The 26140-nt window shown below is 72.5% G+C and carries 23 protein-coding genes and 1 pseudogene; 19 read left to right on the top strand and 5 right to left on the bottom strand.

What is annotated here, in order from left to right:
- Nucleotides 1-52: 52 nt before the first annotated feature.
- Nucleotides 53-877 carry a TIGR00730 family Rossman fold protein gene (locus V8J39_RS17800; protein WP_336462296.1) on the bottom strand — a complete coding sequence of 275 codons (825 nt, stop codon included), beginning with the start codon at nucleotides 875-877 and terminating at the stop codon, nucleotides 53-55.
- A 130-nt stretch (nucleotides 878-1007) separates the two neighbouring features.
- On the opposite strand from V8J39_RS17800, the gene dapD reads away from it, so the two are divergent.
- Together dapD and V8J39_RS17790 are read left to right on the top strand one after the other, a co-directional pair.
- Nucleotides 1008-1835, top strand: coding sequence for a 2,3,4,5-tetrahydropyridine-2,6-dicarboxylate N-succinyltransferase (gene dapD, locus V8J39_RS17795; protein WP_336462295.1), 828 nt, complete (start codon nucleotides 1008-1010; stop codon nucleotides 1833-1835).
- 89 nt (nucleotides 1836-1924) lie between these two features.
- The gene (locus V8J39_RS17790) at nucleotides 1925-2182 is read left to right on the top strand and encodes a GlsB/YeaQ/YmgE family stress response membrane protein (RefSeq protein WP_336462294.1); all 258 of its coding nucleotides are present in this window, start codon (nucleotides 1925-1927) and stop codon (nucleotides 2180-2182) included.
- A gap of 164 nt (nucleotides 2183-2346) precedes the next feature.
- Here V8J39_RS17790 and V8J39_RS17785 read toward each other — a convergent pair whose 3' ends face one another.
- Nucleotides 2347-3525 (bottom strand): MFS transporter, encoded by a 1179-nt coding sequence (locus tag V8J39_RS17785; protein ID WP_336462293.1) that lies wholly within the window; start codon nucleotides 3523-3525, stop codon nucleotides 2347-2349.
- Between the two features lie 75 nt (nucleotides 3526-3600).
- On the opposite strand from V8J39_RS17785, the gene V8J39_RS17780 reads away from it, so the two are divergent.
- From V8J39_RS17780 to V8J39_RS17750, 7 genes and pseudogenes are all read left to right on the top strand, one after another.
- Nucleotides 3601-3936, top strand: a complete 336-nt coding sequence (locus tag V8J39_RS17780) for an ArsR/SmtB family transcription factor (RefSeq protein WP_336462292.1) — start codon at nucleotides 3601-3603, stop codon at nucleotides 3934-3936.
- A 96-nt stretch (nucleotides 3937-4032) separates the two neighbouring features.
- Entirely contained in the window at nucleotides 4033-4773 is a 741-nt protein-coding gene (locus V8J39_RS17775) for a DUF421 domain-containing protein (RefSeq protein WP_336462291.1), read from the top strand.
- Between the two features lie 28 nt (nucleotides 4774-4801).
- A pseudogene (locus V8J39_RS17770) lies at nucleotides 4802-5143 on the top strand (hypothetical protein); the annotation flags it as partial.
- Between the two features lie 393 nt (nucleotides 5144-5536).
- Entirely contained in the window at nucleotides 5537-6706 is a 1170-nt protein-coding gene (dapE, locus tag V8J39_RS17765) for a succinyl-diaminopimelate desuccinylase (RefSeq protein ID WP_336462290.1), read from the top strand.
- A complete protein-coding gene (locus V8J39_RS17760; RefSeq protein ID WP_336462289.1) occupies nucleotides 6703-7128 on the top strand; it encodes a GNAT family N-acetyltransferase in 426 nt (141 codons plus the stop codon). The genes dapE and V8J39_RS17760 overlap by 4 nt, the downstream gene beginning before the upstream one ends.
- Before the next feature lie 38 nt (nucleotides 7129-7166).
- Nucleotides 7167-9425: a ribonuclease R gene (gene rnr / locus V8J39_RS17755; protein WP_336462288.1), complete on the top strand. Its 2259-nt coding sequence runs from the start codon at nucleotides 7167-7169 to the stop codon at nucleotides 9423-9425.
- A gap of 73 nt (nucleotides 9426-9498) precedes the next feature.
- Nucleotides 9499-10770, top strand: coding sequence for a lytic murein transglycosylase (locus V8J39_RS17750; RefSeq protein ID WP_336462287.1), 1272 nt, complete (start codon nucleotides 9499-9501; stop codon nucleotides 10768-10770).
- Between the two features lie 52 nt (nucleotides 10771-10822).
- Here V8J39_RS17750 and pdxR read toward each other — a convergent pair whose 3' ends face one another.
- Nucleotides 10823-12214 (bottom strand): MocR-like pyridoxine biosynthesis transcription factor PdxR, encoded by a 1392-nt coding sequence (gene pdxR / locus V8J39_RS17745; protein ID WP_336462286.1) that lies wholly within the window; start codon nucleotides 12212-12214, stop codon nucleotides 10823-10825.
- A gap of 67 nt (nucleotides 12215-12281) precedes the next feature.
- Between pdxR and V8J39_RS17740 the strand changes: the two genes are divergently transcribed.
- A complete protein-coding gene (locus V8J39_RS17740; protein ID WP_336462285.1) occupies nucleotides 12282-12995 on the top strand; it encodes a pyridoxamine 5'-phosphate oxidase family protein in 714 nt (237 codons plus the stop codon).
- Between the two features lie 79 nt (nucleotides 12996-13074).
- Nucleotides 13075-15324, top strand: a complete 2250-nt coding sequence (locus V8J39_RS17735) for a response regulator (RefSeq protein WP_336462284.1) — start codon at nucleotides 13075-13077, stop codon at nucleotides 15322-15324.
- A 406-nt stretch (nucleotides 15325-15730) separates the two neighbouring features.
- Here V8J39_RS17735 and recQ read toward each other — a convergent pair whose 3' ends face one another.
- Together recQ and V8J39_RS17725 are read right to left on the bottom strand one after the other, a co-directional pair.
- Nucleotides 15731-17806 carry a DNA helicase RecQ gene (gene recQ, locus V8J39_RS17730; RefSeq protein ID WP_336462283.1) on the bottom strand — a complete coding sequence of 692 codons (2076 nt, stop codon included), beginning with the start codon at nucleotides 17804-17806 and terminating at the stop codon, nucleotides 15731-15733.
- 4 nt (nucleotides 17807-17810) lie between these two features.
- Nucleotides 17811-18107 (bottom strand): YggT family protein, encoded by a 297-nt coding sequence (locus V8J39_RS17725; protein ID WP_336462282.1) that lies wholly within the window; start codon nucleotides 18105-18107, stop codon nucleotides 17811-17813.
- Between the two features lie 127 nt (nucleotides 18108-18234).
- On the opposite strand from V8J39_RS17725, the gene V8J39_RS17720 reads away from it, so the two are divergent.
- The 8 genes from V8J39_RS17720 to V8J39_RS17685 all read left to right on the top strand — a co-directional run bounded on the left by V8J39_RS17720 (nucleotide 18235) and on the right by V8J39_RS17685 (nucleotide 25976).
- Nucleotides 18235-18765 carry an acyl-CoA thioesterase gene (locus V8J39_RS17720; RefSeq protein WP_336462281.1) on the top strand — a complete coding sequence of 177 codons (531 nt, stop codon included), beginning with the start codon at nucleotides 18235-18237 and terminating at the stop codon, nucleotides 18763-18765.
- A 191-nt stretch (nucleotides 18766-18956) separates the two neighbouring features.
- A complete protein-coding gene (locus tag V8J39_RS17715; protein WP_336462280.1) occupies nucleotides 18957-20297 on the top strand; it encodes an MFS transporter in 1341 nt (446 codons plus the stop codon).
- On the top strand, nucleotides 20294-21199 hold the full coding sequence (gene mepA / locus V8J39_RS17710; RefSeq protein WP_336462279.1) for a penicillin-insensitive murein endopeptidase: 906 nt from the start codon (nucleotides 20294-20296) through the stop codon (nucleotides 21197-21199). The genes V8J39_RS17715 and mepA overlap by 4 nt, the downstream gene beginning before the upstream one ends.
- Entirely contained in the window at nucleotides 21172-22110 is a 939-nt protein-coding gene (locus V8J39_RS17705) for an esterase-like activity of phytase family protein (RefSeq protein WP_336462278.1), read from the top strand. The genes mepA and V8J39_RS17705 overlap by 28 nt, the downstream gene beginning before the upstream one ends.
- Before the next feature lie 211 nt (nucleotides 22111-22321).
- Nucleotides 22322-22951: a queuosine precursor transporter gene (locus V8J39_RS17700; protein WP_336462277.1), complete on the top strand. Its 630-nt coding sequence runs from the start codon at nucleotides 22322-22324 to the stop codon at nucleotides 22949-22951.
- Between the two features lie 405 nt (nucleotides 22952-23356).
- The gene (gene arfB, locus V8J39_RS17695; RefSeq protein WP_336462276.1) at nucleotides 23357-23779 is read left to right on the top strand and encodes an alternative ribosome rescue aminoacyl-tRNA hydrolase ArfB; all 423 of its coding nucleotides are present in this window, start codon (nucleotides 23357-23359) and stop codon (nucleotides 23777-23779) included.
- Nucleotides 23766-24308, top strand: coding sequence for an NUDIX hydrolase (locus tag V8J39_RS17690; protein ID WP_336462275.1), 543 nt, complete (start codon nucleotides 23766-23768; stop codon nucleotides 24306-24308). Before arfB ends, V8J39_RS17690 begins: the two co-directional genes overlap by 14 nt.
- Before the next feature lie 147 nt (nucleotides 24309-24455).
- Nucleotides 24456-25976 (top strand): inorganic phosphate transporter, encoded by a 1521-nt coding sequence (locus V8J39_RS17685; RefSeq protein ID WP_336462274.1) that lies wholly within the window; start codon nucleotides 24456-24458, stop codon nucleotides 25974-25976.
- Nucleotides 25977-26140 lie beyond the last annotated feature (164 nt).

Raw genomic sequence — 26140 nt, 5'->3', positions numbered from 1 at the left:
CTGCGCGCCCGGCGCCCTGGGACCCGGGCCGCCACCGGGCGGCGCGGGCGGCTCAGCAGCCGTAGTCGAAGGCGTCGATGATCCGCATCGCCTCGTCGACGGTCTCGGCATAGCTGATCAGCCCGAGGTCGGCCTCGTTGATGGTGCCGGCCTCGACCAGCGCCTGCCAGTTCACCAGCCCGTCCCAGAAGGCGCGGCCAAACAGCACCAGCGGCACCGGCCGCATGCGCCCGGTCTGGATCAGCGTCAGGCACTCGAACATCTCGTCAAGCGTGCCGAAGCCGCCGGGGAAGACGCAGATCGCCCGCGCGCGCATCAGGAAGTGCATCTTCCGGATGGCGAAATAGTGGAAGTTGAAGCACAGGTCGGGCGTCACCCAGGGGTTCGGCGCCTGTTCGTGCGGCAGCACGATGTTCAGCCCGATCGACTGGCCGCCGGCCTCGTCGGCGCCGCGGTTGCCGGCCTCCATGATGCCCGGGCCGCCGCCGGTGCAGACCACCCAGTCGCGGCCATAGCTCCCGAGGCTGCGCTCGGTCGCGCGCCGCGCCAGGTCGCGCGCGACGTCGTACCAAGGCGCGAGCGCCGCGGCGCGGCCGCGATGCGGCGCGCCCTCGCCCTCGGGACCCGGCACCCGGGCCGAGCCCATGATCACGAAGGTCGACTGCACGCCGCGCTCGTCCATCACCAGCTGCGGCTTCAGCAGCTCCAGCTGCAGGCGCACGGGGCGCAGCTCCTCGCGCAGCAGGAAGTCGGGATCGGCGAAGGCCAGACGGTAGGCCGGGGCCCGGGTCTGCGCGGTGTCGGGCGTCTCGCGCGCCGCGCGGCTGTCCTCCTGGCTGTCGCGGAATGCATGGCCGGGGCGGGGCGTGTCGTCCATCGTCGGTCTCTCCTGTCGGCGCCGGAAGCAGTCGGAACGGCCGCCGCCGGAAAGGGCCGCGTTGCAACGGCCCGGTGCCCCGGTCTATAGGGCTGTAACGCCTGACGCCAAGGAATTTCCGGAGAGAAACATGTCGAATGCCCAGCTTGAAACCGCGATCGAAGCCGCCTGGGAGGCCCGCGACGCGATCACCCCGGCCACCACCGGCGAGACCCGCGAGGCGATCGAGGACACGCTGAGCGCGCTTGACGCGGGCACCCTGCGCGTGGCCGAACGCCAGGCCGACGGCCAGTGGCACGTGAACCAGTGGGCGAAGAAGGCGGTGCTGCTGGGCTTCCGCCTCAAGGACATGGAACTGCAGTCGGGCGGGCCGCAGGGCGGCGGCTGGTGGGACAAGGTCGACAGCAAGTTCGCCGGCTGGGGCGAGAACCAGTGGCGCGCCGCGGGCTTCCGCGCGGTGCCCAACTGCGTGGTGCGCCGCTCGGCCTTCATCGCCAAGGGCGTGGTGCTGATGCCCTCGTTCGTCAACCTCGGCGCCTATGTCGACGAGGGCACGATGGTCGACACCTGGGCCACGGTCGGCAGCTGCGCCCAGATCGGCAAGAACGTGCACCTCTCGGGCGGCGTCGGCATCGGCGGCGTGCTGGAGCCGATGCAGGCCGGCCCGACGATCATCGAGGACAACTGCTTCATCGGCGCCCGCTCGGAAGTGGTCGAGGGCGTGATCGTGCGCGAGGGCTCAGTATTGGGCATGGGCGTCTACCTTGGCCAGTCGACCAAGATCTACGACCGCGAGACCGGCGAGACCTTCTATGGCGAAGTGCCCGCGGGCTCGGTCGTGGTGTCGGGTTCGCTGCCGTCGAAGAACGGCGTGAACCTCTACTGCGCGGTGATCGTGAAGCGCGTCGACGCCAAGACCCGGTCGAAGACCTCGATCAACGAGCTGCTGCGCGACTGATCGCGGGGAACCGCGCGGCGGATCCGGCGTTCGCCCTTCAGAACATGCGCGCCCTCCCGCGGGGGCGCGGGGCAACCATGGAGGACGATATGACCGGAGTTGGCTGGATCATGACGATCATCGTCGGCGCGCTCGCCGGCTGGATCGCCGAGAAGATCATGAAGGCGGATCACGGGATCTTCATGAACATCATCCTCGGCATCCTCGGCGCGGTGATCCTGAACTGGATCCTGGCGCTGGTGCTGGGGGCCTCGGCCGTCGGGCTGCTGGGCAACCTGATCGTCGCGATCGTCGGCGCCTGCCTGCTGATCGCGATCGGCCGGATGATGCGCGGCCGCCACGCCTGAGGCGCGGCACCTGAGGCGCCGCACCGCGACTGGACGCGGTCGATGACGGATGACACGGGACCCGGCGGCGCAAGCGGCCGGGTCCTTTCCGTTCGGGCCGTTCCGCCTGGGGGCCGTTCGGCCCGCCGGCGGGGCAGCCCCTCGACGAAGGGCCGATCGGCGCGTCAGCGGCGGTTGAGCACCGAGGCCGCCAGCGCCGTGCACAGGATCACCGTGCCATAGGCCCAGGTCGCGCCGATCAGCCCCAGCAGGGGCACCATCATGCCCGCGATCACCACCGGCACGCCGAAGGCGAGGTAGCAGATGGTGTAGACCGCCGCGAACAGCTCGCCACGCTCCTGCGGCGGGGCCAGCGGCGCGATCGTGCGCAGCCCGCCGTAGAAGGTCGCGCCGAACCCCGCCCCGGCCACGGCGAGCGCGGCAAGGTACAGCCCCACGCTGCCCAGCCCCAGCCCGGCCAGCGTCAGCGCCGTCCCCGCCGCCAGCACCCGCGTGCCCAGCCGCAGCGTCGCCGGCGCCGGCCGGTGCCGCGCCAGGAAGCAGGCCAGCGCCCCCATCCCCGCCAGCAGCGTCACCACCGCCCCCTGCTCGATCCCGCGCGACAGCCCGAAGACATGCGCCGCGATCGAGGCGCCGAGCGACAGGTAAAGCCCGCCCGTCGCCCAGCTGGAGAACAGCGCCGGCGCCGTGCGCCAGAACGCCTGCCGCGCCGCCTCCGGCACCCGGACCCGCGGCTGCAGCGCCCGCGCCAGCCCCGCGTGGCGCGGCGCGGTCTCGGGCAGTGCCCAGACCCCGACCGCGAACAGCGCCGAGACCATCGCCAGCCCGTCGAACACGCCCGCCCGCGCCGGCCCCCACAGGTCGATCGCCGCCCCGGCCAGCAGCGCCCCGAGCGCGAGCCCCGCCAGCGGCAGGATCGCGTTGCAGATCGCCGCGAGCCCCGGCGCTGCCGGCGGCTCGAGGTCGAGCATCGCGGCCGAGAGCGCCGAGATCAGCAGCCCGCAGGCGACGCCCTGCAGCGCCCGCGCCGCGACCAGCCCGGCCACCGTGTCCGCCTGCGCGAACAGCACCGCGAAGACCGCCAGCAGCGCGAAGCCCGCCGACAGCACCGGGCGCCGGCCCAGGTGGTCCGAGACCGATCCCGTGACCAGCAGCGTCGCCAGAAGCGTGATCGTGTAGATCGCGAAGATCCCGGTCAGCGCCACCGGCGAGAAGCCGATCCCGGCCTGCAGCGCGGGATAGAACGGCGAGGGCGCGCTGGCGCTGGCCATCACCAGCGCGCTGCCCAGCGCCGGGACGGCGAAGGCCAGCGCCGCGGGGCGGGATCGGGCGACGGGGGACATGGCGACTCCAATGGTTCGAAGATTGTGGAACCTTATATCGGTGGCGCCGCGCGAAGGTTCAACTATATTCGAACCATGACCACGACGAATTCCGACCTGCCCCATCCCGACGAAGCCGAGATCACGCTGGACGCGGTGCTGTTCGCGCTGAGCGATCCCGCCCGGCTCGAGATCGTGGCGCAGCTGGCGGAGGGACCGCTGGAGATGGCGCGCTGCCACCTCGGCGATCCCGAGGTTCCGAAATCGACCAAGTCGCACCTGATGAAGGTCCTGCGCGAGGCAGGCGTGATCCGCAATGTCGCGCAGGGGCGCGGGCGGCTGCTGTCGCTGCGCCGGGACGAGCTTGACCGCCGGTTCCCCGGCCTGATCGGCGCGGTGCTGGCCGCGCAGGCGGGCCCCGGCACGGGCTGAGCGCGCGCTGACCGCGGGCCCGGCTGCCGGCCGGAACCGCGGCTGCGCGCGGCGCGTTCATGCTGCCGCGGCGTCGTCGCCGCCGGAGCGCCGCGCATGGACCAGACCGTCGTTCCCTTCGACCTGCACCGGATGGTGCTGGGCGACACCACGCCGCTGTTCCTGCTCGAGATCCTGGTGCGGACCGGGCTTATCTACGGCTATACGCTGCTGCTGATCCGCTGGGTCGGCGGGCGCGGCGTCGTGCAGCTGTCGCTGGTCGAATTCCTGCTGGTGATCGCGCTCGGCTCGGCGGTGGGCGATGCGACCTTCTATCCCGACGTGCCGCTTCTGAACGCGGGTCTGGTGATCACGCTGGTCGTGCTGATCAACAAGGGGCTCGACCTGCTGATCCTGCGGCTGGACCGCGCCAAGCGGCTGATCGACGGGCTGCCCGTGGCGCTGGTGCAGGATGGACGCCTCCTGCCCGAGGGGATGGCGGCGCGCGACATCGGCCCGCCGGAGGTGATCGCGCGGCTGCGGATGCAGGGGATCCGCAACCTCGGCGAGGTCGAGCATCTCTACATCGAGGGCGGCGGCGCCTTCTCGACCTTCCGGGCCGGCACCCCGCGCCCGGGCCTGCCGATCGTGCCCCCGGCCGAGATCCGGCCCCTGCCCCGGCTCGCCGATCCGGCGCTCGCGCCCGGGGGGCTGGCCTGCTGCACCCGCTGCGGGGCGCTGGCGCGCGCGGCCGAGGTCCTGCCCGACGGCGCCTGCCCGCATTGCGCCCACGATCGCTGGACGATGCCGCGGATCGGCGAAACCGGCTTGCATGGCGCGCCGAAGGACGACAGATGACGGCAGGCCAGCCCGCGGAGAGCCGATCATGACCGAGACCCCCGAAAAGCCCGAGAAGACCAAGCGCCCGCAGCAGGTCTACACGCTGGTGGTCGAACTGGGCCGCTCGCCCGGCGACGGCCTGCCCGAGGGCGCGACCGGCGCCGCGCTGATGTGCTTCGCCTCGGGCGTGGACGAGGATGAGGCCGTGCGCGAGACGGTCGCGGTGCTGAAGGTCGCGGAACTCTCGCCCGTCGACATCACCGGCTATGGCACGCTGGCAGAACGCGAGGCGCAGGGCCACGAGATCGACGCCGACGAGCGGGAACTGATGGACCGCGCGCTGGCCGAGAACGCGGTGATCGTCGCGCAGATGACGCCCTTCTTCGACGGCCCCGAGGCCGCCGACGCCAGAGGGAGCGAGGCGGCAGGCGGCAGCAAGGCGGCAGGCGGGGGCGAGGCGCTGCGCGCCGTGCGTCCCGCGGGCAAGCCGGCCCCGGCGCACAAGGCGGCGCGGGCGGCGGTGAAGCCGCCGAAGCCGGGCCGGCCCGCCGGGACTGGAACCGGGGAAGGAACCGGGGCCGGAACCGGGGCCGGAAAGGGCGGCAAGGCACCCTCGGGTGGCCCGCACGGCGCCGGCACGGGTGGCGCGGGCAAGGGTGGCACGGGCAAGGGGGGCACGCGCAAGGGTGGCGCGGGCAAGGGCCCGAAGCGGCGTTGATTGCGTCCCGCGCCCGGCGGCACTAGACCCGGGGGCGCGAGGATACCCGCGAAGGAGCCCCCGATGTCCGACCGCCCTGCCCTTGGCAACACCCCCGTCGATCCCGTCGCGCTGACCGCCGAGCTGATCCGCTGCCCCTCGGTCACGCCGGTCGAGGGCGGCGCGCTGGTGCTGCTCGATCGCTACCTGACCGCCGCGGGCTTCAGCTGCACCCGGGTCGACCGCGAGGGCACGCCCAACCTCTTCGCCCGCTGGGGCGCGAAGGGCGCCCCCCGGACCTTCGGCTTCAACGGCCATACCGACGTGGTGCCGGTGGGCGATGCCGCGGCCTGGGCGCGCGATCCCTTCGGCGGCGAGATCGTGGGTCCCGAGATCTGGGGCCGGGGCGCCACCGACATGAAGTCGGGCGTCGCGGCCTTCGTCGCCGCCGCCTGCGACCTCGTGCGCGAGGCCCCGCCCGAGGGCGCGATCATCCTGACCATCACCGGCGACGAGGAAGGCCCGGGCCGCGACGGCACCACCGCGATCCTCGACTGGATGGCGACGGCGGGCGAGCGGATGGACGTCTGCCTGGTGGGCGAGCCGACCTGCCCCGAGCGGCTGGGCGACATGATCAAGATCGGCCGCCGCGGCTCGATGACCGTGCATGTCACCGCGACCGGCACCCAGGGCCACGCCGCCTATCCGCACCGCGCCAACAACCCGCTGCACGCGCTGGTCGCGCTGCTCGAGGGCTGGACCCGCGCCCCCTTCGACGAGAGGACCGCGCATTTCGACCCCTCGACGCTGCAGGTCGTGACCATCGACTGCGGCAACCCGGCCACCAACGTGATCCCCGCGCGCGGCCGGGCCAGCGTCAACATCCGCTTCAACGACCGCCATTCCTCGGCCTCGGTGATGGAGCGGCTGCGCGCCGATGCCGACCGCGTCACCGCCGCAACCGGCGTCGCGTTCGAGCTGGTCGCGCAGGTCTCGGGCGAAAGCTTCCTGACGCCGCCCGGGCCCTTCGTCGATCTGGTCGCGGCCGCGGTGCAGGCCGAGACCGGGATCGCGCCCGAACTGTCGACCACCGGCGGCACGTCGGATGCGCGCTTCGTCAAGACCCACTGCCCGGTGCTGGAATTCGGCTTGGTCGGCAAGACCATGCACCAGGTCGACGAGCGGGTGGAAACCGCGCAGATCGATGCGCTGAAGGCGGTCTATCGCCGGATCCTGAAGGAGTATTTCGCATGACGGTCGAGGTGCGCGAGGTCACCGACTACGCCCCCTGCATCGCACTGCGCCGCACGGTCTTCTGCGAGGAACAGGGCTATGGGCTGGAGGAAGAGCCCGATGCGCTCGACCCGCAGGCGCGCCACCTGCTGGGGCTGGTGGATGGCGTGCCGATGGGCGCGGCGCGGCTGCTCAGCGCGGGCGATGTCGGCAAGATCGGCCGGGTCTGCGTGCTGCCGGCGGCGCGCGGCACCGGGCTTGGCGCGCGGCTGATGGAGGTGGCGGTCGCCAAGCTGGCCGAGGACCCGGCGCTTGCCCGCGCCTATCTGTCGGCCCAGACGCAAGCGCTCGGCTTCTACGAGCGCGCGGGCTTCGTGGCCGAGGGGCCGGAATACCTCGACGGGGCGGTGCCGCACCGCGACATGTGGCGGCCCTTGCGCTGACGCTTTCGCCCGGAAGCCGCGCGTGCTAGCGGTGGGCCATGGCTCAGATACCTTCCCGACAGCAGATCCTCGACTGGATTTCCGACCACCCCGAGGCCGCGGCCAAGCGCGACATCGCGAAAGCCTTCGGCATCAAGGGCGCGGAGCGGATCGAGCTCAAGCGGATGCTGAAGGAGCTGGAGGCCGAGGGCCTGCTGGAGCGGCGCCGCCACAGCTACAACGGCGCGGGCAAGCTGCCGCCGGTGACGGTGCTGACCGTGCTGCCGCCCGATGCCGACGGCGACCTCTGGGCGCGGCCGATGGAATGGGAGGGCAAGGGCGCCCCGCCGCGCATCCTGTTCGTGCCGCGCAAGGCCGATGACCCGGTGGCCGCGGGCGACCGCATCCTTGCCAAGCTGATCGAGATCCCGGGCGGGGGCGACCACGACTATCAGGCGCGGCTGATCCGCAAGATCGGCGTCGCGCAGCACCGGCTGCTGGGCATCTTCCGCAAGGGCCCCGAGGGCGGGCGGATCGTGCCGGTCGACAAGGGCTCCGACAAGGAATGGCGCGTCGCGCGCGACGCCACGCTCGAGGCCGAGGACGGCGAGCTGGTCGAGGCCGAGCAGGCCGGCCCCAAGGGCCGCCTCGGCCTGCCCTGGGCCCGCATCGTCGAGCGCCTGGGCGATCCCGGCGCGCCCAAGGCCGTCAGCCTGATCGCGATCCACCAGCACGGCATCCCCGACGACTTCCCCGACCGCGTGATCAAGGAGGCCGACGCCTGGGAACCCGCCGGCCTCGAGGGGCGCGAGGATCTGCGCGACCTGCCCCTGGTCACGATCGACCCGGCCGATGCGCGCGACCACGACGATGCCTGCTATGCCCATGCCGACGACGACGCGTCGAACCCCGGCGGCTTCGTGATCTGGGTCGCCATCGCCGATGTCGCCCATTACGTCACCCCCGGCTCGGCGCTCGACCACGAGGCGCGGCGGCGCGGCAACTCGACCTATTTCCCCGACCGCGTCGTGCCGATGCTGCCCGACCGGCTGTCGGGCGACCTGTGTTCGCTGCACGAGGGCGTCAGCCGCGCCTGCATCGCGGTGCGGATGCGCATCGACGCGCAGGGCCACAAGATCTCGCACCGCTTCCACCGCGGCCTGATGAAATCCCGCGCCTCGCTGGTCTACGAAGAGGTGCAGGCGGCCGAGGACGGCACCCCGAACGACCGCTGCGCCGAGATGCTGGACACGGTGATCCGGCCGCTCTACGGCGCCTACCGGGCGCTGCTGAAGGCGCGCGCCCTGCGCCAGCCGCTCGAGCTTGACCTGCCCGAGCGCCAGATCCGCCTGACCGACGACGGCCGGGTGGCGAGCGTGAACTTCAAGGACCGCCTCGACGCGCACAAGCTGATCGAGGAGTTCATGGTGCTGGCGAACGTCGCCGCGGCCGAGGAGCTGGAGCGGCTGAAGCGCCCGCTTCTCTACCGCGTGCACGAGGAACCCTCGCCGCAGAAGCTGGAGTCGCTGCGCGAGGTGGCCGAGGCCTCGGGCTTCAGCCTCGCCAAGGGGCAGGTGCTGAAGACCGCGCATCTCAACCGCCTGCTGGCGCAGGCCGCCGACAGCGACTTCGACGAGCTGATCAACCTCAGCACCCTGCGCTCGATGACGCAGGCCTATTACAATCCGCAGAACTTCGGGCATTTCGGCCTCGCGCTGCGCAGCTACGCGCATTTCACCTCGCCGATCCGGCGCTATTCCGACCTGATCGTGCACCGCGCGCTGATCACCGGCCACGGCTGGGGCAAGGACGGCCTCAGCCCGGCCGACATCGAGACGCTGGACGAGACCGCCAAGGTGATCTCGGACACCGAGCGCCGGTCGATGGCGGCCGAGCGCGACACCACCGACCGCTATCTCGCGGCCTTCCTGTCCGACCGGGTGGGGGGCGAGTTCACGGGGCGGATCTCGGGCGTGCAGAAGTTCGGCCTGTTCGTGAAGCTCGACGAGACCGGGGCCGACGGGCTGGTGCCGATCCGCGCGATCGGGCGCGAGTTCTTCCATTACGACCCCGACAGCCAGACCCTGATGGGGGCCGATACCGGCATGGTGATCGGCATCGGCCAGCGGGTGCTGGTGCGGCTGGCCGAGGCGGTGCCGGTGACCGGGGGCCTGATGCTCGACCTGCTGGAGATCGAGGGCGGCGCGATGCCGGCCGGCGCCTCGGCCAAGAAGGGCAAGCGCGGCGCGCGCCGGCCCGGCATGGCCAAGGCGCGCACGGCGGCAGGAAAGCGCAAGGTGCTGCGCAAGCGGCGCTGATCCGCTTTGAGTTCGGCGGGGGGATTGCTATGCTCGGGGCAACAACAAGACGACCCCGAGCAGGACAGACCCGATGCGCCACCCGATCCTTGCGCTCGGCCTCGCATGCCTTGCCGTTCCCGGCTGCAGCGGTGCCGACTACGCCCCCCTCACCTCGCCACCGCCCTCGATGGCCCCGGTGAGCCGCGCCATGCCCGAGCCCAGCGCCCCCGACTACGCGCCCGACCAGGGCTTTGCCCAGTGGCTGTCGGGGCTGCGGATCCGCGCGCTGTCGCAGGGCATCAACCCGGCGGTCTTCGACCAGTCGCTGGCCGGCGTCGGCTACCAGCCCTCGATCATCCGGCTGGACCAGAACCAGTCCGAATTCACCAAGACCGTCTGGGACTACCTCGACGGCGCGGTCTCGGCCGACCGCATCGCGCAGGGCCAGGCCAAGATCGCCGCCAACGCCCAGATCCTCGACGCGATCGAGCGGCGCTACGGCGTGCCGCGTGAGGTCGTCGTGGCGGTCTGGGGGATGGAGAGCAACTATGGCGCCAACCGCGGCCGGACCGAGGTGATCCCCGCGCTTGCCACCCTTGCCTATGACGGCCGCCGCGGCGCGTTCTTCGAGGGAGAGCTGATGGCGGCGCTGCGCATCGTGCAGGCCGGCGACGTGCCCGCGCATTACATGACCGGCAGCTGGGCCGGCGCCATGGGCCACACCCAGTTCATGCCCTCGTCCTTCCTGGCCCATGCGGTCGATTTCAACCGCGACGGCCGGCGCGACATCTGGTCGGACGATCCGACCGACGCGCTGGCCTCGACGGCGTCCTACCTCGCGCAGTCGGGCTGGCGCAGCGGCCAGCCCTGGGCGGTCGAGGTGCGGCTGCCGGTCAACTTCGACATGCGCCTGTCGGGCCGCGCGACCTCGCGCCAGTCGCGCGACTGGCAGGGCATGGGCGTGCGCACGGTGTCGGGCAGCGGCCTCCCCGATCTCGACCGCGCCTCGATCCTGCTACCCGCGGGCGCGCGCGGGCCGGCCTTCCTCGTCGGTGCCAATTTCGGCGCGATCCGCACCTACAACGCCTCGGACAGCTACGTGCTGGGCGTCGGGCTTCTGTCGGACCGGCTTGCCGGGCGGCCCGGGCTGCAGGGGCAGTGGCCGCGCGGCGACCGCTCGCTCAGCCCCGACGAGCGGCGCGAGATGCAGGAGCTGCTGACCCGGCGCGGCTATGACACGCAAGGGACCGACGGCAAGATCGGCCCGAACACGGTCGAGGCGCTGCGGGCCTGGCAGGCGGCGAACGGGCTGATGGCCGACGGCTATCCGACCCCCGCCATGCTCGCGCGGCTGCGCGGCTAAGGCGCGGGGTTCGGGGCGCGCTGTTCGTGGCGCGGCTTCCGGGGCGCGCCTGCTAGAGGGCCGCGGTCAGCCGCCGGGCCGCGGCGGCCAGCGCCTCGGGCGTGCCGCCGCCAAAGCCCAGCACCAGCCCCTCGGTCGCGCCGGGCCCGAGATAGAGCGGCGACAGCCGCCGCCCGCCAAGCCCCGCCGCCTCGGCCCGCGCGAACAGCTCGGCCTCGGGCACCGGCCCGCGCGCGATCAGGTGCAGCCCCTGGTCGGGCGCGGCCGCAGCCAGCGGCCCCTCGGCCAGCGCCGCGACCAGCGCGTCGCGCGCGGCCTTCACCCGCCGCCGGGCACGGGCCAGATGGCGCGAGAAATGCCCCTCGGACAGGAAATCCGCCAAGGGACCCTCGGTCAGCACGGGCGGATAGCGGTCGGTGCGGTCGCGCAGCGCCAGCACCGGGCCGATCAGCGGCTCGGGCAGCACGACATAGCCGGTGCGCAGCCCCGGCCACATCGCCTTGGACAGCGTGCCCACATAGATCACCCGCCCGGCGCCATCCATGCCCTGCATCGCCGCGAGCGGCGGGCCGGCATGGCGGAACTCGCTGTCGTAATCGTCCTCGATCACCCAGGCCCCGGCCCCGGCCGCCCAGTCCAGCAGCGCGAGCCGGCGCGCCATCGACAGCGTCACCCCCAGCGGGAACTGGTGCGAGGGCGTGACATAGACCGCCCCCGCGCCGGGCGCCGCCGCGATGCCCTGCGCGACCTCGATCCCCTCGGGGCCGACCGGCACCGGCACGGGCCGAAGCCCCGCCCCCGCCACCGCGGCCCGCGCCATCGGATAGCCCGGATCCTCGAGCCAGACCGCCTGCCCCGGGGCCAGCACGCCGCGCAGCACCAGGTCCAGCGCCTGCTGGCTGCCAGAGGTGATCACGATCTGGTCGGGGTGGCAGCGCACCCCGCGCGCGGTCGCCAGATAGGCCGCGAGCGCCGCGCGCAGCCCCACCCCGCCGCGCGGGTCGCCATAGTGGAACTGCGCCTCGGCCGGGCGGGTGGCGTGGCGGATCAGCAGCCGGCGGAAGGCTTCGGCGCTGATCGGGTCGGGCAGCGCCGCGCCGACCGTGCCCGGCAGCCGCTGCCGCGGCGCCGGGCCCGCCGGCGCCCCCGGCGCGGGCGCCACGCGCGGCACCGCCTCGGCGACGAAGGTGCCGGCCCCGGTGCGCGCGACCGCGAACCCCTCGGCCAGCAGCATCTCGAAGGCCGCCACCGCCGCCCCGCGCGACAGGCCGAACCGCGCCGCCAGGTCCCGCGTCGTCGGCAGCTTGGTGCCCGGCGGCAGCGCCCCCTGCTCGATCCGGTCCCGCAGCGCCCGGTAAAGCGCGAGCCGCCGCGGCCCGCCCGCGGGCAGCACGGGCAGCAGCGCCGACAGGTCCGGAGGATTGGTCCGATCACTCGGCATCATATTGGATCTCCTTCGGACCAATTCCCGGCGCTATCGGTGGCGCGACTTCGCAGGAAAGGCAAGCCAGATGACCGACGCGGCCCACAGCTATCCCGTCTCCGCCCGCAACCGGGTCAAGCGCGCGCACGAGCGCGGCCGCTACGACCACGAGACGGTGCACGCGATCCTCGACGCGGCGATGCTGTGCCATGTCAGCTATGTCATCGACGGCCAGCCCTATGCCACGCCGACGATCCACTGGCGCGAGGGCGACATGCTCTACTGGCACGGCTCCTCGGCCAGCCGGATGCTGCGCCACCTGCGGGCCGGGATGCCCGCCTGCCTGACGGTGTCGCATCTCGACGGGCTGGTGCTGGCGCGCTCGGGCTTCAACCACTCGGTCAACTACCGCGCCGCGATGTGCTTCGGCACCGCCGTGCTGATCGACGACCCCGACGAGAAGGCGCGCGCGCTGGTCGGCGTCGTCGACCGCTTCTATCCCGGGCGCACCGCGGGCCTGCGCGCGATCACCGAGCAGGAGACCAAGGCCACGACCGTCATCGGCATGCGCATCGACGAGGCCTCGGCCAAGATCCGCGCCAAGGGCGTCGGCGACGACGACGAGGATCTGGATTTCCCGGCCTGGGCCGGGGTGATCCCGGTGCGCACCGTGATCGGCGCGGCCGAGACCTGCCCGAAGATCCCCGCCGGCCTCTCGCGCCCCGCGAGCCTCGACATCTATGCCGAGGGCACGGCGCTCGACACCGCGCTGACCGTGACCCAGCGCCTTTACGAGGCGTGACCACCGCGCCTTAACCGCGCCTTCACCCGGATCGCCGAGCCTCTGGCAAGGTCCGGGGGCGGAAAGGCATGGCTGGCAGATGGGTCTCGACCCCGCGGTACTTCTGGAACGGCTGTCGAAGGAGCGGCGCGCGCGGCTGGCGGCCGAGCGGCTGCTCGACCAGAAGCAGCGCGAACTGACCGAGGCGAACCAGCGCCTGTCGCACCATGCCCGGCTGCTGTCGGACCAGATCGTCGAGCAGCGCAACGGCCTGGAACGCGCAAGGTCCGAGGCCGCGACGCTGAAATCGCAGACCACCCGCGCGCTCGAGGACCTGGAACAGGCGACCTCGCTCGCCCGGATCGCGCAGACCCGGCTGTGGGACGCGCTCGAGACCGTGAAGGACGGCTTCGCGGTGTTCGATTCGGACCTGCGGCTGGTGGTGGCGAACCGCGCCTGGCTCGGGTTCTTCGAGGGGCGGATCGCGATCACGCAGGGCGTCAGCTATGACGCGGTGCTGCGCATCGTCGCCGAGCGGGGCCTGCTGGACCTCGAGGGGCGCGACCCGCTGGACTGGCACCACGAGATGACGGCGCGGATCCGGCGCGACCGGATCGAGCCCTTCGTGATCCGGCTTGCCGACGGCCGCCACTTGCGGCTGATCGACCGCTGGGGCGCGGATGGCGACCTCGTCTGCCTGGTGCAGGACATCACCGACACCATCCGGCGCGAGGCCGAGCTGCACGAGGCCCGCATCAAGGCCGAAGCCGCGAACCGCGCCAAGTCCGCCTTCCTCGCCAACATGAGCCACGAGATCCGCACGCCGATGAACGGCGTCGTCGGCATGGCCGAGCTTCTGTGCGAAACCGCGCTGACCGAGGATCAGCGTCTCTATGCCGACACGATCCGCTCGTCGGGCGAGGCGCTATTGCAGATCATCAACGACGTCCTCGACTATTCCAAGATCGAGGCCGAGCGGATGCGGCTTTACCCCGAGCCCTTCGATCTCGAGCGCTGCCTGCACGAGGTGATGATGCTGCTCGAGCCCTCGGCGCGCGACAAGGGGGTCAAGCTGGTCGTCGATTACGACATCTTCCTGCCGACCCGCTTCATCGCCGACCCAGGGCGGATGCGCCAGATCCTGACCAACCTCGTGGGCAATGCCGTCAAGTTCACGCCCGAGGGCCACGTGATGGCCCGCGTCGTCGGGCTGGAACGCGGCGACGGGCGCTATGACCTGCATGTCACGGTCGAGGACACCGGCATCGGCATCGCCGCCGACAACATCGAGAAGGTCTTCGGCGAGTTCGACCAGGTCGACGCGGCGCAAAACCGCAAGTTCGAGGGCACCGGGCTCGGCCTCGCGATCACGCGCCAGCTGGTGACGATGATGGAGGGGACGGTCTGGGTCGACAGCACGCTGGGCAAGGGATCGTGCTTCGGGTTCCGGGTCCCGCTGCCGGTGGCCGAACCGCACGGGGCCGAGGGGCCCTCGGCCGACCCGATCCGGATGAACTGCGCGCTGGTGGTCGACGACACGCTGATCAACCGGATGATCCTCGAACGCCAGCTTGCGGCCTACGGCATCCAGGTGACGCTCTGCGGCTCGGCCGAGGAGGCGCTGTCGGTCGTCGACCGCGGCCAGTCCTTCGACCTGGTGCTGACCGATCACGACATGCCGGGGATGGACGGGCTCGCCTTCGCCGAGCGGCTGAAGGAGAAGGGGATCGAGGTGCCGGTTCTGCTGGTCTCGTCCGACCCGGCGGATGCCCAGCAGACGTCGGCCGGGCAGGTCGCGGCGGTGCTGCAAAAGCCGATCCTGCGCTCGGACCTGATGCGCACGCTGCAGTCGATCTCGGGCGCGGCACCGGTGCGGACCGAGCCGCCCCCCGCCCCGGCGCCGCCGCCCCCGGCGCCGCCGCGCGGCCGCGCGATGCGTGTGCTCGCGGCCGAGGACAACCGCACGAACCAGCTGGTTTTGCGCAAGATGGTCAAGGACCTGGACATCGACCTTGAATTCGCCGCCAACGGGCGCGAGGCGGTCGAGCGCTGGCGCGCCTGGCAGCCCGACCTGATCTTCATGGACATCTCGATGCCCGAGATGGACGGCAAGGAGGCCACGCGGACCATCCGCACCAACGAGCGGCTGACCGGCACCCATGTGCCGGTGGTGGCGCTGACCGCCCACGCGATGGAGGGCGACGCGCAGGAGTTCCTCGACGCCGGGATGGATCACTACCTGACCAAGCCCCTGAAGAAGAACGCGATCGTCGAGCGGATCACCCTGCACTGCCCCGCCGATGCCCGCCCGCCGATCCCCGGCCCGGCGCTGGAGCTGGCCGGGGAGTGATCGCGCCGCCTGCCCCGCCTCCCGGGCCGCTCCGGGACGGGCAGCACGGGGCTGGGACCCCGGTGAGGCGGAGCGGTAGCGGGCGTCGGGCGCGTGCGGCCGGCGCGGGTGAGGGGATGCTGCCGGGGCAAGGCACCGCCGCTGTCATCCGCCGTCCGAAATGCATCCGGACCGCGGGGCCTCGATGGATGGTTCCGACGGACCGCGGTGGGGCGCGGCGTCTACCGTGCGCGCGCGGCGGGCGAGGGCGGGCGAAAACGGTACGCAACCGGCATGGGGCGGCGCGCGGCCGGCAATCGACCGACAGGGGGGGCGATGACCGGCGAGCGGCCGGTGGGCTCAAGCCCGGCTCGACCGGATGCGCGGGGCGTGCCGCCTTCGTCGGAGGCCGCCGCGGCCGCGGGGGTCAGTCGGCGGTCTGCAACAGCTCGAGGAAGGCCGCGCCGAAGCGTTCGGCCCGCGCCTCGCCAAGGATGCGCGCCACGGCCTCGGGCGTCGCGGGGCGGCGCTCGGCCAGCTGGCGCAGCAGCGCCGGCGGGCAGCTGAGCGGCTTGTCGATCCCGTCCTCGCCCCGCGCCAGCTCGGCCGCCGTCTCGGCCAGCCGGTCGTAGAGCGACCCCGCCTCGCGCCCCGCCAGCCGCATCCGCGCCGGGTGCGGCCGGTCGGCCGTGGCGCCGGTGATCACCTCGATGAAGGCCGCACCGTAGCTGTCGAGCTTCTTGGCCCCGACCCCGGTGATCCGCGCCATCGCGTCAAGCGTCGCCGGCCGCTGCTCGGCCATCTCGATCAGGGTGCGGTCGGCGAAGACGACATAGGCCGGCACCCCCTGCGCCTCGGCCAGCGCGCGCCGCTTGGCCTTGAGCGCCGACAGCAGCGGCGCGTCGGTCTCGGCCACCAGCGCCTTGACGACCGGGCCGCCCCGGCGCGCGGGCGCGGGCAGCTCGCGGCGGAACACCACCTTCTCCTCGCCCTTCAGCACCGGGCGCGCGCGGTCGGTCATCCGCAGCGCGCCGTGGCGCTCGGGATCGGGGCGCAGCAGGTCCATGCCCATCATCTGGCGGAAGATCCCCTGCCACTCGCCCTTCGACAGGTCGCGCCCGACGCCATAGGTCGGCAGCTGGTCGTGGCGACGCTCGCGGATCTTGTCGGTCTGGGCGCCGGTCAGGATGTCGATCAGGTGGCCCGCGCCGAACCACTCGTCGGTGCGCAGGCAGGCCGAAAGCGCCTTGCGCGCGGCCTCGGTGCCGTCGAAGACCCGCGGGGGCTTGTCGCAGGTGTCGCAGTTGCCGCAGGGCTCCGCCGTCTCGCCGAAATAGCCCAGCAGCTTCTGGCGCCGGCACCCCACGGCCTCGGCCAGGCCCAGGAGCGCGTTCAGCCGCCAGTGGTCGGCCTCCTTGCGCTCGCCCGGCGCGATGCCCTCGTCGATCTGCTGGCGGCGATAGCGGATGTCGTCGGGGCCGTAGAGGCACAGCGTTTCCGCGGGCGCGCCATCGCGGCCGGCGCGGCCGATCTCCTGGTAATACGCCTCGATCGACTTCGACAGGTCGGCATGGGCGACCCAGCGGATGTCGGGCTTGTCGATGCCCATGCCGAAGGCCACGGTCGCGACCACGATCAGCCCGTCCTCGCGCTGGAACCGGGTCTCGACGCTGCGCCGATCGTCGGGGTCCATGCCGCCGTGGTAGAAGCAGGCCGGGTGGCCGGCATCGTTCAGCGCCTTCGACAGCACCTCGGTCTTGTTGCGGGTGCCGCAGTAGACGATGCCCGACTGGCCCGGTCGCGCCGCGGCGAAGTCGAGGATCTGGCGCCGCGGCCCGTCCTTGGCGGCGAAGGCGATGTGGATGTTCGGCCGGTCGAAGCCGCGCAGGAAGCGCGCGGGCTCGCGCCCGTCGAACAGGCGGCGGATGATCTCGTCCTGCGTCTCGCCGTCCGCGGTCGCGGTGAAGGCGGCGAGCGGCACGCCGAGCGTGCGCTTCAGCTCACCGATGCGCAGGTAGTCGGGGCGGAAGTCGTGGCCCCACTGGCTCACGCAATGCGCCTCGTCGACCGCGATCGCGGCGACGCCGATGCGGCGCAGCAGCGGCAGGGTCGAGGCCGAGGCGAGGCGTTCCGGCGCGAGGTACAGCAGCTTCAGCCGCCCCTCGTCGAGCGCGGCGAAGACCTCCTCGGTCTCCTCGTCGGTATTGCCCGAGGTCAGCGCGCCCGCCTCGACGCCCACGGCCTTCAGCGCCCGCACCTGGTCGCGCATCAGCGCGATCAGCGGCGAGATCACCAGCGTCACCCCCGCGCGGCAGATCGCGGGCAGCTGGTAGCACAGCGACTTGCCGCCGCCGGTGGGCATGATCGCCAGCGTGTCGCGCCCCGCGAGAACGGCGCGCACGATCTCCTCCTGGCCGGGGCGGAAGCCCGGGAAGCCGAAGACCCGGTGCAGGATCTCGGCCGGGATCTCCTCGCCCGGCAGGGTGGCGTCGTGCGCGGCCACGGGGTCAGGCGAAGCCGTAGAAGAAGCCCGCGTTGTTGCGAAGCGCCTGCTGCAGGATGATGATGATGATGAAGACCACCAGCGGCGCAAGGTCGAGCCCGCCGGTGTTGGGCAGGATCCGCCGGATCGGGGCGTAGAGCGGCTCGAGCAGGTTCGACAGCCCGTACCAGATCTGGGCGACGATGGGCTGGCGCAGGTTCAGCACCTGGAAGTTGATCAGCCAGCTCATGATGATGTGGGCGATCATCACGAACCAGATCACGTCGAGGATCAGCATCAGGGCCTGGAACAGCGTTACCATCGTCATCTCCAAGGGGGCGTCGCCGCCCTAGGTAAGGCGTCCGGGCCGGTGGCGCAACATGCCGCGGCCGCCCGGGTCTTGCCAAGGCGCCGCGGCGCGGCGACAGTCGCGCCGGTAAGGAGACAAGATGTACCCGTTCCTGCGCATGTCGCTTGCCTGCGGCGCCGCCCGTCGCGCGGGCCCGCTGCCCGTGACCCAGACCCTCGTCACCCGCACCACGGTGCTGCCCTGGGATCTCGACATCTGGTGCGAGCTGAACAACGGCCGCACGCTGACGCTGTTCGACCTCGGGCGGCTGCCGCTGCTGATCCGGACCGGCGTGGTGGCGACGGCGAAGGCGCAGGGCTGGGGGCTGACGGTCGCGGGCTCGTCGGTGCGCTACCGCCGGCGGGTGGTGATGTTCGACCGGCTCGAGATGCGCTCGCGCATCCTCGGGTGGGACCAGCGCTTCTTCTACGTCGACCAGAGCCTGTGGCGGAAGGGCGAGGCGACCAGCCACGTGCTGATCCGCGCCGCGGTGAGCTCGCCCCAGGGGATCGTGCCGCCGGCCGACATGCTGACCGCGATGGGGCGCCCCTACACCTCGCCGCCGCTGCCGGGCTGGGTCGCGGGCTGGATCGGCGCCGACCGCGAGCGGCCCTGGCCCCCCGAGACCTGAGCCCCGGCAGGCGCGCCCCGGCCGGGAAGCGCCAGGGCGGGGGGTCCGGGGGGAGGCGCGCCTCCCCCCGGCGCCTGCCCGGGACCGGCCTGCCCGCTTGCATGCCCCCTGCCCCCTCGGGTCGCGCCACCGGCTTGCGGCGCCGCGGCATTTCGGGCGTTATGCGCCGGATCGGCAGACAGGAGACGGCCATGGCGGCAACCGCACGACAGCGCATCCTCGGCTGGTACTTCTTCGACTGGGCAAGCCAGCCCTATGCCACGCTGCTGATGACCTTCGTCTTCGCGCCCTACGTGCAGGAGATCCTGGGCGACGGCAGCCTCGCGCAGGCGGCCTGGGGCTATGGCATCGGCGCGGCCGGGGTGGTGATCGCGCTGCTGGCGCCGCTGCTCGGGGCGATGGCCGACCGCTCGGGCGGCCGCATGGGCTTTGTCGCGCTGTTCTCGGTCGTCTACATGCTCGGCGCATGGGGGCTGTGGTTCGCGCGGCCCGACGATCCGAACCTTGTCTTCACCCTCGTCTGCTTCGGCCTCGGCCTCGCGGCGATGGAATTCGCCACGATCTTCACCAACGCGCTTCTGCCCGGCCTCGGCCCGCGCACCGAGCTTGGGCGCATCTCCGGCTCGGGCTGGGCCTTCGGATACCTCGGCGGGCTGGTCTCGCTGGTCCTGGTGCTGGGCTTTCTGGCCGAGAACGCGGCGACGGGGCGCACCCTCTTCGGGCTGCCGCCGCTCTTCGGCCTCGACCCGGTGCTGCGCGAGGGCACCCGCGCCGTCGGGCCGCTGACGGCGATCTGGTATGGCGTGTTCATGGTGCCGTTCTTCCTGTGGGTGCGCGACCCCGGCGTCATCGCCCCGGTGCCGATCAGCCGCGCCGCGCGCGAGGCCTGGCCACGGCTGAAGGCCTCGCTGCGCGCCCTGCCCGGCCAGCGCAGCCTCGCGGCCTATCTCGCGGCCTCGATGCTCTACCGCGACGCGCTCAACGGCATGTACACCTTCGGCGGCATCTATGCCGCCGGCGTGCTTGGCTGGTCGGTGACCGACGTGGGCAAGTTCGGCCTGCTCGCGGTGCTGACCGGCGCGGTCTTCGCCTGGGCCGGCGGGCGCGCCGACGACCGCTTCGGGCCGAAGCCGGTGATCGCGGTCACCGTCGCGCTGCTCGCGCTCGTGGCCTTCGCCATCACCCAGGTCTCGCGCGACGCGGTCTTCGGCACGATCGTCTCGCCCGACAGCTGGCTGCCCGATGCCGCCTTCTACCTGCTTGGCGCCGCGATCGGCGCGGCGGGCGGGGCGCTGCAGGCCGCGAGCCGCACGATGCTGGTGCGCCAGTCGCCGCCGGCGCGGCTGACCGAGAGCTTCGGCCTCTACGCGCTCGCGGGCAAGGCCACCGCCTTCCTCGCGCCGCTCGGCATCGCGGTGACCACGCAGCTGACCGGCAGCCAGCAGGCCGGGATCGTTCCGCTGATCGTGCTCTTTCTTCTCGGGCTCGCCCTGCTACCTTGGGTGAAAGCCGAAGGAGAGCCTCCCGCATGATCCGACCCATCCTGCGCGCGCTCGCGCTGGCGGCGCTGCCGCTTCTCGCCGCCGCCCCCGCCCTGCAGGCGGAGCCGCTCGCGCGCCAGCTGTTCGGCGCCGAGAACCGCCCCTCGCGCCAGCAGCCAAGCCCGATCGGCTTCTATTCGAAGGGCTGCGCCGCAGGGCTGGTGCAGATGCCCGAGTCGGGGCCGACCTGGCAGGCGATGCGGCTGTCGCGCAACCGCAACTGGGGCCAGCCCGAGATGGTGCAGTTCCTGGCGGACCTGTCGGCCTATGCCACGCGGCTCGGCTGGGCGGGGCTCTACATCGGCGACATCAGCCAGCCGCGCGGCGGGCCGATGACCGGCGGGCATGCCAGCCACCAGATCGGGCTTGATGCCGATGTCTGGATGCTGCCGCCGCGGCGGCTGAACCTGAGCCGGGCGGAACGGGAATCGATCTCGTCGATCTCGGTCCGGACCGAGGACCAGCGCCGGGTGAATGCCAACTACACCCCCGCCCATGCCGCGCTGCTGAAGGCCGCCGCCGGCGACCCGCGCGTCGACCGCATCTTCGTCGCCGCGGCGGTGAAGATCGAGATGTGCCGCACCGCCAGCCGCGCCGACCGCGCCTGGTTGCAGAAGATCCGCCCGATCGCCGGGCACAACACCCATTTCCACGTCCGGCTCAAGTGCCCGCGCGGCGCGCGGCTGTGCGAGACCCAGAGCCCGACCGTGGCCGAGCTGTCCAAGGGCGGCGACGGCTGCGACGACACTCTCACCTGGTGGGTGACCGATTACCTGAACCCGCCGAAATCCACCGCGCGTCCGGACCGGACCTCCCCCCCGCCCCGCACGGCGCGCACCTACACCATGGCAGACCTCCCCCGCCAATGCGCCTCCGTCCTCCGCTCGGACTAGCCCTCGTCGCGCTGCCGCTCCTCGTGGCCGGGTGCCTGCATTCCAATGCGGCGCCCGCCGCCGACGGGCTGCCCGCGACCTTCGTCGGCCGCCATGTCTGGACCAGCCCCGACCGCGCCCTCGGCGGGCTGTCGGGGATCGAGCTGTCGGCGGACGGCCGGTCGGTCGTGGTGCTGTCGGACCGCGGATACGTCTTCTCGGGCACGCTCGAGAGGGACGCCGAGGGCGCGGTCACCGGCGCCAGCGTCGGTCCGGCCATGGCGCTGATGGACCTGCGTGGCGGCGCCATGTCGGGCAAGCTGTCGGATTCCGAGGGGCTGGCCCTGCGCGACGACGGCGGGTTCTGGGTGTCGTTCGAGCAGCAGGCCCGGGTGATGTCCTACGACCGGCCCGGCACCCGCGGCAGGCCCGGCCCGGTGCGGCCCGAGTTCCGCCGGCTCGAGGAGAACGGCGCGCTCGAGGCGCTGGCGATCGATCCGCAGGGCCGGCTCGTGACCCTGCCCGAGGAGCCGCTGCCGGACGAGACCGACACCCCGGTCTGGCGGCTCGAGGGCAACCGCTGGACCGCCGCGTTCCGCATCACCCGCGACGGGCGCTGGAAGCCCGTGGGGGCGGATTACGGCCCCGACGGACGGCTCTACCTGCTCGAGCGGGCCTTCTGGCCGCCCTTCGGCTTCCAGAGCCGCGTGCGGCGCTTCGATCCCCCCGTCACCGCCACCGCGCCCGCAAGTCCGCCCCTGCCGGGCGAGGCGATTCTGGAAAGCAACGTGGGCGAGTTCGACAATCTCGAGGGCCTCGCGATCTGGTCCGATGCCGAGGGCGCGATCCGCCTGACGATGATCGCGGACGACAACTTCATCGCCCTGCAGCGCACCGAGCTGATCGACTACCGCCTGCCGCCCGGCCGCTGACCCGGCCGCTGACCCGCCGCCTGCCCACCGCCTGCACGCCGCCCGCACGGGCGCACGCGTCGATGCCGGGGGCCGGGACCCGGGGCGCACGCGGGACCCTGCCCCGCTTGACCGAATCCCCCTGCGGGCGTATCCGGCCCCGTCGCGGCGGCCGCCGCCGCGAGGTTTCCTCACTCTGCCGCCCCCTGCCCTGCCACAACGGACATCGGACATGACCCGCCTGCTTCCCGGCATCCTTGCCATGGCCGCCATCGTCGTGGCCTCGAACATCCTGGTGCAGTTCCTGCTGGGCGACTGGCTGACCTGGGGCGCGTTCACCTATCCCTTCGCCTTCCTCGTCACCGACCTGACCAACCGCCTGCAGGGCGCGGCCGCCGCGCGCCGGGTGATCGTCATCGGCTTCGCGGTCGGGGTGGCCTGCTCGCTGGTCGGCAGCCAGATCGAGGGCGCGTTCGGGCCGCTCGTGAGCTTCCGCGTCGCGCTCGGCTCGGGGCTTGCGTTCCTGGCCGCGCAGCTCACCGATGTCACCGTCTTCAACCGCTACCGCGCCGGGCGCTGGTGGACGGCGCCCTTCGTCTCGACGCTGGTCGGCGCCTCGATGGACACCGCGATCTTCTTCACCACCGCGTTCTCGGCCGCGCTGGTGTTTCTCGAGCCCGGCAACGACGTCGGCTGGGCGAACGACGCCGTGCCGCTTCTGGGCCTCGGGCCGATGGCGCCGCTGTGGCTTTCGCTCGCGACGGCGGACTGGCTCGTCAAGATTCTGCTCGCTTTGGTGGCATTGGTGCCGTTCCGCGTGATCGTTTCACAGCAGCTCGGAAACACCGCTAGGGCTGGATAAATTAATTTGACGAACACTAAATCTGTGCCATCCTCTGCTTATCGGCAACTCATGAAAGGAGGTGGTCCAGTGTCTAGAGTGATATTGGAGGTTGGTGTCGGGACAGTCAGGGGGGCCGAGGCCTGAGGGCAACCCCACAAGGTCAAGAACCCTGACTGGGCCTAGGCGAACGACCCGTTCGTCACCCTAACTGGCCCATCTCCGTAGATCTCGGGGGCCGTTTCCGGATGGAAACGGCCCTTTCCGATTTAATCCGCGCCGGCATTTTAAGCGCCGGCCCCGCCGACCCCGGTTTTCTGCGCCGCCGCGCAATTTACCGGGAACAAGATCCGCCGATCCGCGTTCAACGCGTTTCGCCCCAGTCCGCCGCGCCCGTCGCCCGAAGCTTCCAAGGCCCGCCTGCCCATGCTGCGCATCACCGACACGATCCAGATCGCCGACTGGGAACTGGTCGAGACCTTCACCCGCGCGCAGGGTCCGGGCGGCCAGAACGTCAACAAGGTGTCGACCGCGGTCGAGCTGCGATTCGAGGCCGAGCGTTCGCCGCACCTGCCCGGCCCGGTGAAGGCGCGGCTGAAGCGGCTTGCGGGGCGGCGCTGGACCACCGATGGCGCGATCGTGATCCGCGCCGAGGAGACCCGCAGCCAGGCCCGCAACCGAGAGCTGGCGCGCGAGCGGCTGGCCGAGCTGATCCTGGCCGCGACCGTCACGCCCAAGCGGCGCATCGCCACCCGGCCGACGCTGGGCAGCCAGCGCCGCCGGCTTGCCGCCAAGACCCAGCGCGGCGAGGTGAAATCGCTCAGGGGGCGCGTCGATGAGGCCGACTGACGCCGCCGCCCGCCGCCGCCTGCGCGCCGCCTGGATCGCGCGCATCGCCTCGCCGCTTGCCGGGTTGCTGGGCCGCCGCCCGCCGGCGCTGCAGGTCGCGGCGCTGTGCCTGCGCGGCGCGGCGGGGGCCGAGCAGGTGCTGCTGATCACCAGCCGCGGCAGCGGTCGCTGGGTGCTGCCGAAGGGCTGGCCGATGAAGGGGCGCAGCCTTGCCGGCGCGGCCCAGCGCGAAGCCTGGGAAGAGGCCGGCGTCACCGGCGCGGTCGGCCGCGCGCCGCTTGGCACCTACCATTACCTGAAATACGGCCGCGGCGGGCTGGGCCGGCGGGTCAGCGTCAATGTCTACCCGCTCTGGCTGCGCCGGCTCGAGCCGCATTTCCCCGAGGCCGGGCAGCGCGACCTCGGCTGGTTCGCCCCGGCCGAGGCCGCCGCGCTGGTGGCCGAGCCCGAGCTGGCCGCGCTGCTGCGCGCGCTGCCCCGGCACCTGCCCCAGCGCCAGCCGCCGCGCGACGCGGCCGCCGCGACCTGAGGCCACGGCGGGCGCCGATCGGGACGGCGCGTCGCGCCGGGCACGGGACGGCCGGCGCGTGCTGCGACAGATTGCGTCATCGGGTCCAAGCCGCTAGGTACCGGCCCCGATTGTAACGGCCAGATGACGGCCAGCGACGGGGGGCTCATGGCCACCGAACCACAGCTTGCACACCTCGGCCGCGGCGACCGGGACGCCTCGGGGCGGCCGAAGAACCAGTGGAAGACGCTCGACAAGGATCTCGGGCGGATCGGCCGGCTCGAGGAAGCGGCGATGTTCATCGCCCGGCCGCTGGTCGCGCCGGGGCTGGCGCTGGCCTTCGTCGTGCTGGCGACGGTGGGCGCGCTCGCGGTGTTCGGGCTGGACAATTCGGGCTGGATCGTCGTCGCGGCGGCGGCGGTGGGCGCCTACATGGCGCTCAACATCGGCGCGAACGACGTGGCCAACAACATGGGCCCGGCGGTCGGCGCCAAGGCGCTGACCATGGGCGGCGCGCTCGCCATCGCCGCCGTGGCCGAGGTCTCGGGCGCCTTCATCGCCGGCGGCGACGTGGTCGGCACGATCTCGGGCGGGATCGTCGCCCCCGACCAGGTGGCCGAGCCGCACCTGTTCGTGCGGCTGATGATGTCGGCGCTGATCGCGGCGGCGGTCTGGATCAACCTCGCGACCGCGCTCGGCGCGCCGGTCTCGACCACGCATTCGGTCGTCGGCGGCGTCGTCGGCGCGGGCGTGGTGGCGGCGGGGTTCGACGCGGTGAACTGGCCGATGGTCGGGCAGATCGCGGCCAGCTGGGTGATCTCGCCGGTGATGGGCGGGGTGATCGCGGCGGCCTTCCTCGCCTTCATCAAGGCCAGGATCAGCTACGCCGAGGACAAGCTGTCGGCGGCGAAGCTGTGGGTGCCGATCCTCGTGGGGATCATGGCGGGCGCCTTCGGCACCTACCTGATCACCAAGGGGCTGAAGCGGCTGATCCACGTCTCGCCGGCCGAGGCGCTGCTGGCGGGCGCGGTCATCGGGCTGGTGGCCTGGGCGGTGGCGCGGCCGGCGGTCGCGCGCCATGCCCGGGGCGCCGAGAACCGCAAGAAGTCGCTCAAGCCGATGTTCGCGCTGCCGCTGGTGATCGCGGCGGCGCTGCTGTCCTTCGCGCATGGCGCCAACGACGTGGCGAACGCGGTCGGGCCGCTGGCGGCGGTGGTGCACACGGTGGCCGCGGGCGACGTCGCGACGGCGGTCGAACTGCCGATCTGGGTGATGGCGATCGGGGCGCTCGGGATCTCGGTCGGGCTGGTGCTGTTCGGGCCGAAGCTGATCACGATGGTCGGCTCCGAGATCACCAAGCTCAACCCGATGCGCGCCTTCTGCGTCGCGCTCTCGGCGGCGATCACGGTGATCGTGGCAAGCTGGCTGGGGCTGCCGGTCTCCTCGACGCATATCGCCGTGGGCGCGATCTTCGGCGTGGGCTTCTACCGCGAATGGCACGCCGAGCGGCGCGCCCGCGCGCTGGGGCTGGCGAAGGGCAAGGTGCTCGCCCCCGAGGAACGCGCGCGGCGCAAGCTGGTGCGACGCTCGCACATGACCACGATCGCGGCGGCCTGGGTGGTGACGGTGCCGTTCTCGGCCCTGCTCGCCGCGGCGATCTACTGGGGGCTGACGCTCGTCGCGCGCTAGGCCGGACCCGGCCACCGGCGCGCATCGCCCCGGACGGTCGCGGTCCGGCCCGCGCGGGGTCCGCGCACCAACGCAGAGGGGGGGCGTCGCGACGCGCCCGGACCCGCGGGCCGGCCCGGCACCGCGATGGCCGGACCGCGACCGGCCGGGGGAGCGCGCGACGC

Source organism: Frigidibacter sp. MR17.24 (genome assembly GCF_037095655.1).
Lineage (GTDB): Bacteria > Pseudomonadota > Alphaproteobacteria > Rhodobacterales > Rhodobacteraceae > Frigidibacter.
This window is presented reverse-complemented; position numbering and strand designations above follow the sequence as displayed.

Coding starts and splice junctions, on each gene's coding strand:
- V8J39_RS17720 (WP_336462281.1), top strand. CDS start 18,235: ATGTACCCGTTCCTGCGCATGTCGCTTGCCTGCGGCGCCGCCCGTCGC.
- V8J39_RS17750 (WP_336462287.1), top strand. CDS start 9,499: ATGCGCCACCCGATCCTTGCGCTCGGCCTCGCATGCCTTGCCGTTCCC.
- V8J39_RS17780 (WP_336462292.1), top strand. CDS start 3,601: ATGACCACGACGAATTCCGACCTGCCCCATCCCGACGAAGCCGAGATC.
- V8J39_RS17700 (WP_336462277.1), top strand. CDS start 22,322: ATGACCCGCCTGCTTCCCGGCATCCTTGCCATGGCCGCCATCGTCGTG.
- V8J39_RS17715 (WP_336462280.1), top strand. CDS start 18,957: ATGGCGGCAACCGCACGACAGCGCATCCTCGGCTGGTACTTCTTCGAC.
- dapE (WP_336462290.1), top strand. CDS start 5,537: ATGTCCGACCGCCCTGCCCTTGGCAACACCCCCGTCGATCCCGTCGCG.
- V8J39_RS17705 (WP_336462278.1), top strand. CDS start 21,172: ATGCGCCTCCGTCCTCCGCTCGGACTAGCCCTCGTCGCGCTGCCGCTC.
- V8J39_RS17725 (WP_336462282.1), bottom strand. CDS start 18,107: ATGGTAACGCTGTTCCAGGCCCTGATGCTGATCCTCGACGTGATCTGG.
- V8J39_RS17735 (WP_336462284.1), top strand. CDS start 13,075: ATGGGTCTCGACCCCGCGGTACTTCTGGAACGGCTGTCGAAGGAGCGG.
- V8J39_RS17790 (WP_336462294.1), top strand. CDS start 1,925: ATGACCGGAGTTGGCTGGATCATGACGATCATCGTCGGCGCGCTCGCC.
- arfB (WP_336462276.1), top strand. CDS start 23,357: ATGCTGCGCATCACCGACACGATCCAGATCGCCGACTGGGAACTGGTC.
- V8J39_RS17760 (WP_336462289.1), top strand. CDS start 6,703: ATGACGGTCGAGGTGCGCGAGGTCACCGACTACGCCCCCTGCATCGCA.
- V8J39_RS17785 (WP_336462293.1), bottom strand. CDS start 3,525: ATGTCCCCCGTCGCCCGATCCCGCCCCGCGGCGCTGGCCTTCGCCGTC.
- V8J39_RS17690 (WP_336462275.1), top strand. CDS start 23,766: ATGAGGCCGACTGACGCCGCCGCCCGCCGCCGCCTGCGCGCCGCCTGG.
- V8J39_RS17800 (WP_336462296.1), bottom strand. CDS start 877: ATGGACGACACGCCCCGCCCCGGCCATGCATTCCGCGACAGCCAGGAG.
- dapD (WP_336462295.1), top strand. CDS start 1,008: ATGTCGAATGCCCAGCTTGAAACCGCGATCGAAGCCGCCTGGGAGGCC.
- V8J39_RS17740 (WP_336462285.1), top strand. CDS start 12,282: ATGACCGACGCGGCCCACAGCTATCCCGTCTCCGCCCGCAACCGGGTC.
- V8J39_RS17685 (WP_336462274.1), top strand. CDS start 24,456: ATGGCCACCGAACCACAGCTTGCACACCTCGGCCGCGGCGACCGGGAC.
- V8J39_RS17775 (WP_336462291.1), top strand. CDS start 4,033: ATGGACCAGACCGTCGTTCCCTTCGACCTGCACCGGATGGTGCTGGGC.
- mepA (WP_336462279.1), top strand. CDS start 20,294: ATGATCCGACCCATCCTGCGCGCGCTCGCGCTGGCGGCGCTGCCGCTT.
- rnr (WP_336462288.1), top strand. CDS start 7,167: ATGGCTCAGATACCTTCCCGACAGCAGATCCTCGACTGGATTTCCGAC.
- pdxR (WP_336462286.1), bottom strand. CDS start 12,214: ATGATGCCGAGTGATCGGACCAATCCTCCGGACCTGTCGGCGCTGCTG.